The sequence below is a fragment of the Mesorhizobium sp. M7A.F.Ca.CA.001.10.2.1 genome, assembly GCF_003998575.1.
Lineage (GTDB): Bacteria > Pseudomonadota > Alphaproteobacteria > Rhizobiales > Rhizobiaceae > Mesorhizobium.
In genome coordinates this window covers 1-11,461 of sequence record NZ_RZQY01000126.1, presented here as the reverse complement: position 1 = coordinate 11,461, position 11,461 = coordinate 1, and the positions used below count along the sequence as shown (strand labels likewise).

Sequence of the window (11,461 nt, the reverse complement as noted above, 5' to 3'; positions counted from 1 at the left end):
ATGCACGATCTTCGATCGGGCGTTGGTGTAATCGACGACCAGCGTCGCCAGTTCCATGATGGTGAATTCGGCAGGGTTGCCGAGATTGACCGGGTGGGTGGGCGCGCTCGGCGCGTTCATCAGCCGGACAAAGCCCTCGATCAGATCGTCGGCATAGCAGAAGGAGCGCGTCTGCTGGCCGCTGCCATAGACGGTCAGGTCCTCGCCGCGCAGCGCCTGGACGATGAAGTTCGAAACCACACGCCCATCGTCGGGCTGCATGCGGCGCCCGTAGGTGTTGAAAATGCGGGCGACACGGATATCGAGGCCATAGGTTCTCGAATAATCGAAGAACAGGGTTTCGGCCGAGCGCTTGCCTTCATCGTAGCAGGAACGCGGTCCGTGCGTGTTGACGTTGCCGAAGTAGCTCTCGGGCTGTGGATGCACGAAGGGATCGCCATAGACTTCGGACGTAGAGGCCTGGAATATCTTGGCCTTGTTCTGTCGCGCGAGTTCCAGAAGGTTCAGCGATCCAAGCACGCTTGTCTTGAAGGTGTGGATCGGGTCTGCCTGGTAGTGCGGCGGAGAGGCGGGGCAGGCGAGATTGTAGATCTCGTCGCACTGAAGATCCGAAGGCAGTGCATCGACGATGTCGTGCTCGATACAGGTGAAGCTCGGATTACGCAGAAGGGTATTGAGATTGTATCTTTTGCCGGTGTGGAAATTGTCCAGCGCGACAACGTCGTATCCGTCCCGCAAAAGACGTTCGCACAGATGCGATCCTAAAAACCCCGCGCCTCCGGCGACAAGGGCGCGTCGTCGGCTTTGGTTGGCGCCCCTTTGGCTGCCGGATTCCAGTTTCAGAACCTTGACAAGCTTACCCATGCTTTCCTCGCACGCACCGCACACGCTACCGCCGGGGCCGGGACAAAGCATCGCCCGGCCACGTTCCTGAGAACGTGGCAAACCTCCGCGTCTGCGGAATCGCCATCACTGATGTGCGTTAATTGTTCTTTGGCTTTCGCGAAGCTGGTACGACTACACGACCTCCGTGCTGCCGCTCAGCATTCTCTGCGCCCCGAAAACGCGGTCACCCGCTCGGTGTCACCATCGCCGATTGCTCGCCCAAATTGCACATCCCAACATATCGAAAATATACCTGTGGAAATTATAGTCAACTAAATTAGTGATTTCTTAACCAAGTGCGCTCGCGGATGGTTAACATGAGGGGGCGACGGTCTCTCGGGCTGAAACACGGCGCATACGGAAAATCCTCTTTACTAATCAGCATATTGGCTCGATCGACGACAATGTATGACCGGACGCGGAAGCTGTCCCTTGAGGTAGAATCGAAACTTGACAGCAAGGACGACCGAGAATGAGCCGACAGCGATGTCAGCGCAGCGCGCGAAATACTCGGCTTAATTTTTGAGCGCATAGGTAGAACCTTGAATTGTTGCGCGGCCACGCCGCCAATCTGGTTGCGCTCGCACCCGCACGGCCCACCTCCAGGTGGCTGCCCGCAACTGGCCATCGCCTTTTGGCCGTCGGGGCGCTATTGGCAAGGTCACGATACGCCATGGTGATCTGAATGCGCTTTCTGTTTGTCCTGATCCTGCTCGTCGGCGCCGGCATCGGTGTCGTCTATCCCTGGGCGATGAGCAACTTCTCCGGCCATGAGATCGGCACCTGGCGGGTCTATGAGCAGGGCCGCTTCAAGCCGCTGACGGTGCCGCTCTCCGGCCGCGACGCGCCGGTGCGGGTGCTGGTCGACCTGACCGCAAGAGCAGAGCGCATCGTTTCGCAGCAGCGCACCGTCCTGACGCTGACCGCTGCAAGCAATGGCCGCACGGTGCTCGCCTCGACGCTGCAGTTCAACCATTCCGACAATCCTCGCCAGGCTAGCCCGCAACTGACCGACAAGATCTTTCGCGACGAGGCCGGCGTGATCGCGACCGTCAGCCCTGGCCCCTATATCTTCACCGTCGGACCGGGTGATGCCGACGACATACCAATGCGGGCGGTCGATCTCATCCTGCGCTCCGGCGCCGGCGAGATCGACAGCCGTGCACGGCCGGTCGGCTTCGCGCTGATGGCGATCGGCCTGATCGGATTCTTGCTGACTTTGCGCACTCGTGGCGGCCGGCCGGAAAATCCGAACTCGCAGCCGCCACCGCCGCGTTGGGGCAGGGGCTGATGCATGTCGCCCAAAAGTGTGCAGCGGTTTTGGGACAACGACATGCATAACGGCACAAAACCATGAACTACCGCCACGCCTATCATGCCGGGAATTTCGCTGACGTCGTCAAGCATGTCGTGCTGACGCGCTTGCTCGAGTATCTGAAGCAGAAGGATAAGGCGTTTCGGGTCGTCGACACCCATGCCGGCATCGGCCGCTACGACCTGTCGTCCGCCGAGGCGCAGAAGACGGGTGAGTGGCAAGGCGGCATCGGCAGGCTGATCGATGCCCCGTTCGCCGCTCCGGTGGCGGCGCTGCTCGCGCCTTATCTGGAGACAATACGGTCGCTCAACCCCGAGGGTGGCATCCAGAAGTACCCGGGCTCGCCGTTGATTGCGCGCCATCTCATGCGCAAGCAGGATCGGCTGACGGCGATCGAGCTGCACCCCAAGGATGCCGCAAGGCTGAGGACGTTCTTTGCCGGCGATTTCCAGGCCCGGATCATCGAGCTCGATGGCTGGCTGGCGCTCGGCGCGCATCTGCCGCCGAAGGAAAAGCGCGGCCTTGTCCTCATCGATCCGCCATTCGAGGAAGCGGGTGAGTTCGAACGCCTCGTCGACGGGCTCGCCAGGGCGCACAAGCGGTGGCCAGGCGGCATCTATGCGCTCTGGTATCCGATCAAGGACCGCAAGGCGATCATCGCTTTCCGCAAGGCGCTGAAGCAATCCGGCATCCCGAAGCTGCTCGACATCGAATTCGAGATCAGGCCGGCCTCTTCGGAACCCAGCCTCGACGGCAGTGGTCTGCTGGTCGTGAACCCGCCGTTCACGCTGGAGGGCGAGCTGCGGACGCTGCTGCCGGCCCTGCACAGGCTGCTTGCGGTGGGGCGGCCGGCGCACTGGTCGCTGGAATGGCTGGCCGGCGAGCAGGCTTGAGGCGGTCTCATCGACGACCCAGGGACCGCGTGCTCTTGGGTCTGGATATGAACGTGCCAGAGCCATTCCGGTGCGTGCAAATTCGGCTTTGGTCAAAAAGCGGTTTCAAACTGGGAAACCATTGTCAACGCAACCGCTTGACCGCCGCCGAGCGAATCCGCACAGTGCGCGCAATCGACCTTGAGAGGCTGCCATGACTCGCTTCGCCAAATCCGCCCTTGCCGCCCTGATTTCGCTCTTCACCCCGCTTGCTGCGCCTCTCGGTATCACCCAGACCGTGCAGGCCGCCGATCTTACGGTCTATTCCGATGAAGACAGCGGGGTCTGCGGTCAGCCCTGGGTACTGAACAAGATCACCAGCCGCTTTTCCTATCAGGTGCATCACGTGCCGCATCTGCCTGACGTGCAGATCACCGATTTCCGGCGCATCCACCAGCATCGCTATCTGGCGGCCAACGATACCTGGCCGATCGGTCGCCGTTATTGCGGCGCCACCGTCAGTCTGTCCGACGGCCGCGATCGCACCATCTGGTACCTGATCGAGGAAGGCCAGGGCTTTGCCTCGATCGGCGACAATGTCGAATTCTGTGTCTCGGGCTTCGACCGCTGGATGGTCTACAACGGCCGCTGCCGCATTCTGCGCTAGACCCGGTTTCCCCTTCCAATCTCTTTCGCGCCTGTGGCTTGATCGGCTGCAGGCGTTTTTTCGCGCCGCGTTGACAGCAGGTTCGATCCGTCGCATACAGGCGAGACAGACCTGTCTCAATACTAGGTAATCTCCATGACGCCATCGTCCGCTTCCGGCAAGCGCCAACACGTCGTTGACACGGCCTACGTGCTGTTCAAGCGCGCCGGCTTCCATGCCACCGGTATCGACCGGATCATCGCCGAAGCCGATGTGGCCAAGATGACGATGTATCGCCACTTTCCCAGCAAGGACGAACTGATCGTCGAGGTGCTCGACTATCGCGCTATGCGTTTCGACCGCCAACTCGACCGGCTCGCCCAGGAGGACGTTCCGCCGGAGCAGAAAATCGGAAAAATCTTCGACTGGCATGCACGCTGGTTCCGCAGCCCGGATTTCCATGGCTGTCTGTTCGCACATGCGCTGGCCGAGTTCGGCGATCCCGGGCACCCGATTTTCGAGGCCGTTGTCAGGCAGAAGAACGGCCTCAAGCGGCGCATGCAGTCTATCCTCGAAGAGATGATGCCGCACGGCCGCGCCGAGAGCGTGGCGGCGACGCTGCTTATGCTGATCGAAGGTGCGACCTTGCTGGCGCAGATGGGGCAGGCAGAAGCCGCCATTCGCGACTCCCGCAAGGCGGCCATGGGCATCGTCGCCGCCTCGCGCCGGCCGCAATGAGCCCGCTGGTCATCGGGCTCGCATTGTTTGCGGCGATCCTGCACGCAAGCTGGAACGCGTTCCTGCGCACGGGGGCCGACCGGTTGTGGACCGTTACCGTCATGAGCTTTTCAAGCACGGCGCTCGCCATCCCCTTCGCCTTCTTCCACGCCCTTCCGGCCGCGCCGGCCTGGTCCTATATCGTGCTCTCGGCCTGCCTGCAGGTTGGCTACACCTTGTTTCTCGTGGCCGCCTACAGATACGGCGAACTGGGGCAGGTCTATCCGATCGTTCGCGGCAGCGTGCCGCTGCTTGTCACGCTCGGCGGGTTCTTCCTGGCCAACCAGCAGCTCACTCTGCCGCAGACCGTCGGCGTCGCGCTGGTCGCTGGCGGCATCATGGGCCTTTCACTCGGACGGGGCAGGGCCGCCACGACATCGATATTCTATGCATTGGCAACGGGAGCGATCATCGCCGCCTATGCGACGGTCGATGCGCTCGGCGTTCGGGCGGCGGGAAATGCCGGCGCCTACACCGCATGGGTCCTGCTGATCTACGGCGCGTTGCTGCCGGCGGCCTTCGTCGCCTGCCGTGGCCGGCTCATTGTCGACCCGCGCGCGCCTGAAACCTGGAAGGCGCTCGGCGGAGGCCTGTTTGCACTTCTGGCCTACGGTGTCGTGGTCGCGGCCTTCGCGCTCGGACCAGCAGGTCCGATCACCGCGATCCGCGAAACCAGCGTCGTCTTCGCGGCCTTCATCGGACGCCTGTTCCTCGGCGAGATGCTGACGCCGCGGCGGGTCGGCGCCTGCGCTATCGTCGCGCTCGGCGCCATCTGCCTCGGCTATCAGTCGTGACGGAAATGCGGATCGCGAAGATTCTGGACGGCAGCCCGTCTCAGGACGGCGAGGGCTGCTGACGATTTTTGCCACCGGCATCGCGCTCAATCTTGGCAATCCGAAAATGCCGTTGTTCTACGTCGCGCTGTTGCCTAGCGGCGTAGGCGCATCGCTCAATGCTGCTCATCTTGGTGTGCTGATGATGGTGATCCTGGCTGTTGAAGCGGTGGTGATCGGCGTTCATATCATCCTCGCCGGCCGCGCCCGCAACCTGTTGCGCACGCCAAGGATCGTACGCCGGGTGACCGCGCGGCGGGCGGTGTGATGATAGGCGCCGGCGTTGCCGTTGTTGCCGCGCGCTGAGCGGATTGCCCAGTCGCCACGCTATTTCCTGCGCGGCATCGCCTGATCGATGATCTTGCGCAGGAATGCGGCGTGGCCGCGGAACGCGCGCCGTCCACTCGTGGTCGCCTTGACGCGCGTCTGCGGCCGGCGGCCGACGAACAGCTTTTCGATGTCGACATAACCGGCCCTGGCCAGCGTATCGAGATGCGCGCCGAGATTGCCGTCCGTGACGTCCACGATGGCCTTCAGCCCGGTGAAGTCCAGCGTTTGGCGCCTTTCCAGCATGTTCAGCGCGGCCATGATCCTGAGCCGAGTGCTCTGGTGGATGATTTCGTCGGCACTCATCGATTGGCTCCGGTGCAGCCAAGCCGGAGGCCACCGACAACCATGCCGCCGCCGTGGCGGACCGTCTTGGCAATCTCGAACGGCGACAGCGCCGTTTGTCCCTGTGCGATGGACATCGAAGTACTCCGGCCTTCTGTGCAGAATACTCTGCCATATAGAGTTGTCTGTCAATTCACGAGCAGTCGGGTCTGCGATCGCGCTTGACAAGGTGATGCATTGGCCGGCTGCCGCATTGCAGTATAGATCGTCCGCCTGCATGAGATGATCGCACCGCTGAGGCTGTGGTCATGATATTGGCGAACGAAGATCGACACGCAAAGCTGTTCGCTGATCTTCGGAGCTTCACGAGAAGAGCGCTCCCGCGGAGTGTGGAGAATGTCGGCGACACATTCTAGCCGATGGTCGAAGATCAGCAGTGAATTTCTGCGACGATCAGCACGATCATGTGCCGATCGTAACCGAAAGTTAAGTTGCGAAAATCAGTCTATTGCTTCGCTGGCTAGCAAGCCGCGAGTCAGATATGCATGAGCGCGCCGGGTCATTACGGCCGTCGGCACAACGGAAGGGGCATCGCATGGCTAAGCAGTCATCCAAAGCGCCGGCGTCGAAGGCACCGGCAAAGAAAGCACCCGCAAAAGCAGCGACGGCGAAGGTCGCAGCTGCAGTGAAGAAAGCAGCACCCGCTGCCAAGCCGAAGGCCGCGGCGGCCAAGGCAAAAGCAGCACCGGCCAAGAAGCCGGCAGCGAAAGCTGCTGCGAAACCGGCAGTGAAGAAAGCAGCACCCGCCAAGGCAGCGGCAAAGCCGGCGGCGAAGGCGGCACCAGCCAAGAAGCCTGCAGCGAAGGCTGCGGCGAAACCCGCAGCGAAGAAGGCAGCACCTGCAAAAAAACCGGCTGCCAAGGCTGCACCTGCCAAGGCTGCACCGGCCAAGAAGCCGGCTGCGAAAGCTGCTCCGGCAAAGAAGGCTGCGGCAGCGAAATCTTCAGCACCGGTGAAGAAAGCGGCACCTGCGGCCAAGCCGAAGGCAGCACCCGCGAAGGCCGGCAAGAAGTAGTCGCGTCTTCCCTCGCCGGGGGCGGTGCCGAAACAGTCAAGGGCGGGTGCCCGACAGGCGCCCCGTTCGTTGTTTGGCAGTCGGAAGGCGAGAACAGAGGCGGACGGAGGATATCTTTTCGCAGCTCCCAGGACTTCGCCATAGGGCGGAGTCCGGTGGGGCTTTTTGTGCCATTCATGCGCTTGATGAAATATCGGCGCGAGGCCCTTCGGTCTTGGCTGTCGGCTGAGTGATCCCTGCGATTCTGGCAACTCGGCGACTATGTGATCAAGCACCGTCTTCATGGAGCGCTCGCCAAACGGCCCCGGCCGATGAGTCCGCTCGCTGGCGGCCGGGTTTTCCGCTTCTGGCCATTGCTCGATCGCGCTTGATCGGTCAACACTGCCGGCCTGCAAAACAGGAAACCGATCATGCCCAGACTGCTCTATGCGTCCTCCTCTCCCTACAGTTCCAAAGTGCGCATGGCAGCCGCCTATGCCGGCATCGACATCGAAACGGTGGCGGTCAAAACGGACGACAAACCGACCGAACTGATCGGCGCCAACCCGCTCGGCAAGATCCCGGTTCTGGTGCTCGACGACGGCCGCTCCATCCACGACAGTCGCGCCATCACCCAGCATCTCAACCGTTTGTCGAAGAGCGCGCTTTTTCCACGCAATCCCGACAAGCGGCTCGAGGCTGAAGTGCTGGAGGCATTGGCCGACGGCATTTGCGACTGCGCGCTGTCGATGGTCTATGAACGGCGCACGCGGCCCGAGGAGATGGTCTATCAGCCTTGGCTCGATCGCCAGTGGGCGAAGATCACGGCGGCACTCGACCTGCTGAATGCCAACCCGCCGAAGCTGCCGAAGAAGATCACCGCCGGCCAGATGGCGCTGCGCGCCTGCCTTGGCTATCTCTCGCTGCGTTTTGCCGGAAAATGGGAGAAGGGTCGCGCCCGGTTGACGCGATGGGCGGCACGCTTCGACGAGAAGTTTCCAGAACTGAAGCCCTGCATTCCTGGTTGATAGCCGATTGCCCGGAATTGATTTCCCGGGTTATCGATTCGATCACCGGGAAAATCACTCAGACACAAAAAAAGCCGGGCGCGAGGCCCGGCTTTTTCGTGTCGTGGCTTGAACGACTTAGAACTTCATACCGACGCCGAAGGTGACGCGGTTGTCGGTGGCCTTGACCTTGCCGATGCCGTCGAAGCTCTTGCTGCCGAAGTCGGTGTAACGATACTCGACGCGGCCGAAGACATTGTCGGTCAGCTTGATGTCGGTGCCAACACCGGCGGTCCAGCCGAGCATCGTTGCGCGATCGCTGGCCCCAAGGACGGTGTCTTCCACCTTCAGGCTTCTGCCGGCGAGACCGCCGGTGCCATAGAGCAGGATTTCTGGGCTGACCGCGTAGCCGAGACGGGCACGCAGCGAACCTTCAAAGCCGGCCTTGGAGTCGATGCCGTTGTCGTCGCCCTTGACGCCGTTGTAGCCGAGTTCGGCTTCAGCGCCGTAGACGAAGTTCTCCTGCTGCCACTGGTAGCCGCCGAAGACACTGCCGACGAAACCCTTGGTATCGGTTTCAACGTCGAAATCCTTTTCTTTGGTCCGGCCGCTGAAGCCATAGCCGACGTTGAGACCGGCGTAGGGGCCGGCCCACGAAGCGACCGGAAGTTCAGCGATCGGCGCAGGTGCCGGCGGCTCTTCCGAAACCACGTCAGCAGCATAGGCAGTTCCGCTGAGGGCGAAGAGCCCAAGCGCAACGGCCAGCGGCCGTGCGAATTTGAGATTGGCTTGCATTGTTCTTTACTCCTTAAGCCACAGGACACAGGCTTGTTTCTCACGATCGCCATCTACCCGTCCGGGGGGTGAAACGGATCTGGCGTTCGTCGGTTCCAAATGTCGTGTCAAAATGCGGCTGAAGCGAACCTGAACTTGGGTCATTCCCCGGCACGAATGAGGCAGAACCTTGACGTTGCATCTTCGCAACAGCGAAATGGCAGGAACCATCCCATGCTGCGCTGCACACCGCTTGGTGCAAGGACTCCAGCACCCTATATTGCGGTCGTGCGCGCCCGAGTCCAGGGCGGGCCGGGATGTCCAAACGGCCGTTTCGCCACAATGCTGCCCAAGGTGCGAACACCATTTAACGCATGCCGGGCCATATTTCGCCGGCACCGCTTTTTCGGGCCGAAATTGAGGATTGACACCATATGAGCAAAGCCACTGTCACGGCGCTGGTGACGGGCGGGGCCAGGCGGATCGGCAGGGCGATCGTCGAGGATCTCGCCGCGCACGGTTTTGCCGTCGCCATCCATTGCAACCGCTCGCGCATCGAGGCCGATACGTTGGCTGCCAAAATCATCGCCGGAGGTGGCCGCGCCGCCGTGGTCGCCGCCGACCTGACCGATATGGACGCCGTCGACGATCTTGTCGGCCAGGCGCAAGCAGCGCTCGGACCCATCCCGCTGCTGGTCAACAATGCGTCGCTGTTCGAGGACGATTCGGTTCGGGATTTCGACTGGCGGGCCTGGGACCGGCACTTTGCCGTCCATGTGAAAGCGCCCGCGCTGCTGGCGCAGAATTTCGCCCGGGCGTTGCCGGCAGGGCAGGAGGGCCTGATCGTCAACATGATCGACCAGCGCGTCTGGCGTCCGACGCCGCGCTACTTCTCCTATGCGCTGTCCAAGTCGACGCTGTGGACGGCCACCCAGATGATGGCGCAAGCGCTCGGCCCCAGCATCCGCGTCAATGCCATCGGCCCGGGGCCGACACTGAAGAACGCGCGTCAGGACGACAGCGATTTTGCCGCACAGGTGGATGGCTTGGTCCTCAAGCGCGGCCCGGAATTGCCGGAATTCGGCGCCACGATCCGCTATCTCTGGGAAGCGCGCTCGGTCACCGGCCAGATGATCGCGCTTGATGGCGGCCAGCATCTTGCATGGCAGACGCCCGATGTGACAGGCATGACGGAATGAGTCCTGTAGACCACAAAAGCAAGCCGCGCGGCGGCGCCGACGATCTGCCCCCCGATATCGACCTCGAGGACGAGGCGGTCGAGGAGATCGTTGAAACCGTCGGTCCCGATGTCGCCTTCACCGCCATCGACTGGACCCCGCATGCCGGCGACGCGGAAGGCATGATCGGCGCCGAGGTGATCCAGACGCTGGTCAAGCGGCTTCCCAACGCGCCCGGCGTCTACCGCATGATGAACGCTGCCGGCGATGTGCTCTATGTCGGCAAGGCGCGCAGCCTGAAGAAGCGCGTCACCAACTACGCGCAAGGCCGCTTCCACACCACCCGCATCGGCCGCATGGTGCGTGAGACGTCGACGATGGAGTTCGTCGTCACCCGCACCGAGATCGAAGCGCTGCTGCTCGAAGCCAACCTTATCAAGCGCTTGCGGCCGCGATTCAACGTCCTGATGCGCGACGACAAGTCGTTTCCCTACATTCTCTTGACCGGCGATCATGTCTCGCCGGGCATCTACAAGCATCGCGGCGCGCGCTCGCGCAAAGGCGATTATTTCGGCCCGTTTGCCTCGGCCGGTGCCGTTGGCCGTACCATCAACTCCCTGCAGCGCGCCTTCCTGCTCAGGAGTTGCACCAACTCGTTCTACGAGAACCGCACGCGGCCATGCCTGCTTTATCAGATCAAGCGCTGCGCTGGTCCCTGCACCGGCGAGGTCTCGCATCAGGACTATGCGGAACTGGTCGGCGAGGCGAAGGACTTCTTGTCCGGCCGCAGCCAGAAGGTGAAGACGGAAATCTCGGCCGCCATGCAGCAGGCGTCGGAAGCTCTCGATTTCGAGCGCGCCGCGATCTATCGCGATCGACTTGCGGCCCTGTCGCATGTGCAGAGCCACCAAGGCATCAATCCGGCGACCGTCGACGAAGCCGATGTCTTCGCCATCCATCAGGAAGGCGGCCAGGTCTGCATCCAGGTGTTCTTCTTCCGCACCGGCCAGAACTGGGGCAACCGCGCCTATTTCCCCAAGGCCGATCCGGCGTTGGAAGCAGCCGAGGTGTTGGGTTCGTTCCTGGCGCAGTTCTATGACGACAAGCCGACGCCGCGGAACATTCTTCTGTCGCATGGCGTCGAGGATCAGGAACTGCTGGCCGAGGCGCTCTCCACCCGAGCTGGCCGCAAGGTCGCGATCTCCGTGCCGCAGCGCGGCGAGAAGAAGGACCTGACCGACAACGCTTTGCAGAATGCCCGCGAAGCGCTCGGACGCCGGCTGGCTGAAACCTCCACCCAGGGACGCCTGCTTGCGGGTTTCGCCGAGACATTCGGCCTGGCCAAGCCGCCGGTGCGCATCGAGGTTTACGACAACTCACACATCATGGGCACCAACGCGGTCGGCGCCATGGTCGTCGCCGGACCGGAAGGGTTCGTGAAGAACCAGTACCGGAAATTCAACATCCGCTCGACCGAGATCACACCTGGCGACGATTTCGGCATGATG

12 protein-coding genes and 1 pseudogene are annotated in these 11,461 nt (G+C 62.2%); 9 read left to right on the top strand and 4 right to left on the bottom strand.

Annotation, left to right across the window (positions count from 1 at the left end; genetic code table 11):
• The coding region (locus EN964_RS11255; protein ID WP_164775781.1) for a UDP-glucuronic acid decarboxylase family protein at nt 1-864 on the bottom strand (864 nt) is incomplete at its 3' end.
• Between the two features lie 706 nt (nt 865-1,570).
• Here EN964_RS11255 and EN964_RS11250 point away from each other — a divergent pair.
• The 6 genes and pseudogenes from EN964_RS11250 to EN964_RS11225 all read left to right on the top strand — a co-directional run.
• Nucleotides 1,571-2,176, top strand: a complete 606-nt coding sequence (locus EN964_RS11250; RefSeq protein WP_127268682.1) for a hypothetical protein — start codon at nt 1,571-1,573, stop codon at nt 2,174-2,176.
• 62 nt (nt 2,177-2,238) lie between these two features.
• On the top strand, nt 2,239-3,093 hold the full coding sequence (locus tag EN964_RS11245; RefSeq protein ID WP_127268683.1) for a 23S rRNA (adenine(2030)-N(6))-methyltransferase RlmJ: 855 nt from the start codon (nt 2,239-2,241) through the stop codon (nt 3,091-3,093).
• A 193-nt stretch (nt 3,094-3,286) separates the two neighbouring features.
• Nucleotides 3,287-3,739 carry a hypothetical protein gene (locus tag EN964_RS11240; RefSeq protein WP_127268684.1) on the top strand — a complete coding sequence of 151 codons (453 nt, stop codon included), beginning with the start codon at nt 3,287-3,289 and terminating at the stop codon, nt 3,737-3,739.
• 135 nt (nt 3,740-3,874) lie between these two features.
• Complete coding sequence (locus tag EN964_RS11235) at nt 3,875-4,456, top strand: TetR/AcrR family transcriptional regulator (RefSeq protein ID WP_127268685.1); 582 nt, start codon at nt 3,875-3,877, stop codon at nt 4,454-4,456.
• The gene (locus EN964_RS11230) at nt 4,453-5,289 is read left to right on the top strand and encodes a DMT family transporter (protein WP_127268686.1); all 837 of its coding nucleotides are present in this window, start codon (nt 4,453-4,455) and stop codon (nt 5,287-5,289) included. Before EN964_RS11235 ends, EN964_RS11230 begins: the two co-directional genes overlap by 4 nt.
• A 31-nt stretch (nt 5,290-5,320) precedes the next feature.
• Nucleotides 5,321-5,634: pseudogene (locus EN964_RS11225) on the top strand (LysE family translocator); the annotation flags it as partial.
• A 21-nt stretch (nt 5,635-5,655) separates the two neighbouring features.
• On the opposite strand, the gene EN964_RS11220 reads toward EN964_RS11225, so the two are convergent.
• Both EN964_RS11220 and EN964_RS38130 read right to left on the bottom strand, forming a co-directional pair.
• On the bottom strand, nt 5,656-5,961 hold the full coding sequence (locus EN964_RS11220; RefSeq protein ID WP_127268687.1) for a transcriptional regulator: 306 nt from the start codon (nt 5,959-5,961) through the stop codon (nt 5,656-5,658).
• A gap of 465 nt (nt 5,962-6,426) precedes the next feature.
• On the bottom strand, nt 6,427-7,299 hold the full coding sequence (locus EN964_RS38130; RefSeq protein WP_206517174.1) for a hypothetical protein: 873 nt from the start codon (nt 7,297-7,299) through the stop codon (nt 6,427-6,429).
• 126 nt (nt 7,300-7,425) lie between these two features.
• On the opposite strand from EN964_RS38130, the gene EN964_RS11205 reads away from it, so the two are divergent.
• Nucleotides 7,426-8,022: a glutathione S-transferase family protein gene (locus EN964_RS11205; RefSeq protein WP_127270637.1), complete on the top strand. Its 597-nt coding sequence runs from the start codon at nt 7,426-7,428 to the stop codon at nt 8,020-8,022.
• Between the two features lie 117 nt (nt 8,023-8,139).
• Here EN964_RS11205 and EN964_RS11200 read toward each other — a convergent pair whose 3' ends face one another.
• Entirely contained in the window at nt 8,140-8,796 is a 657-nt protein-coding gene (locus EN964_RS11200; protein ID WP_023812630.1) for an outer membrane protein, read from the bottom strand.
• A 413-nt stretch (nt 8,797-9,209) separates the two neighbouring features.
• Here EN964_RS11200 and EN964_RS11195 point away from each other — a divergent pair, with 413 nt between their 5' ends.
• Both EN964_RS11195 and uvrC read left to right on the top strand, forming a co-directional pair.
• Nucleotides 9,210-9,974: an SDR family oxidoreductase gene (locus EN964_RS11195; RefSeq protein ID WP_127267620.1), complete on the top strand. Its 765-nt coding sequence runs from the start codon at nt 9,210-9,212 to the stop codon at nt 9,972-9,974.
• On the top strand, nt 9,971-11,461 hold a 1,491-nt coding region (uvrC, locus tag EN964_RS11190; protein WP_127276359.1), incomplete at its 3' end, for an excinuclease ABC subunit UvrC. The genes EN964_RS11195 and uvrC, both read left to right, overlap by 4 nt.

What these genes read in the sequence shown, in the direction of transcription:
- EN964_RS11245 (WP_127268683.1), top strand. Translation starts at nt 2,239, where the DNA reads ATGAACTACCGCCACGCCTATCATGCCGGGAATTTCGCTGACGTCGTC.
- EN964_RS11240 (WP_127268684.1), top strand. Translation starts at nt 3,287, where the DNA reads ATGACTCGCTTCGCCAAATCCGCCCTTGCCGCCCTGATTTCGCTCTTC.
- EN964_RS11195 (WP_127267620.1), top strand. Translation starts at nt 9,210, where the DNA reads ATGAGCAAAGCCACTGTCACGGCGCTGGTGACGGGCGGGGCCAGGCGG.
- EN964_RS11235 (WP_127268685.1), top strand. Translation starts at nt 3,875, where the DNA reads ATGACGCCATCGTCCGCTTCCGGCAAGCGCCAACACGTCGTTGACACG.
- EN964_RS11205 (WP_127270637.1), top strand. Translation starts at nt 7,426, where the DNA reads ATGCCCAGACTGCTCTATGCGTCCTCCTCTCCCTACAGTTCCAAAGTG.
- EN964_RS38130 (WP_206517174.1), bottom strand. Translation starts at nt 7,299, where the DNA reads ATGAAGACGGTGCTTGATCACATAGTCGCCGAGTTGCCAGAATCGCAG.
- EN964_RS11220 (WP_127268687.1), bottom strand. Translation starts at nt 5,961, where the DNA reads ATGAGTGCCGACGAAATCATCCACCAGAGCACTCGGCTCAGGATCATG.
- EN964_RS11200 (WP_023812630.1), bottom strand. Translation starts at nt 8,796, where the DNA reads ATGCAAGCCAATCTCAAATTCGCACGGCCGCTGGCCGTTGCGCTTGGG.
- EN964_RS11250 (WP_127268682.1), top strand. Translation starts at nt 1,571, where the DNA reads ATGCGCTTTCTGTTTGTCCTGATCCTGCTCGTCGGCGCCGGCATCGGT.
- EN964_RS11230 (WP_127268686.1), top strand. Translation starts at nt 4,453, where the DNA reads ATGAGCCCGCTGGTCATCGGGCTCGCATTGTTTGCGGCGATCCTGCAC.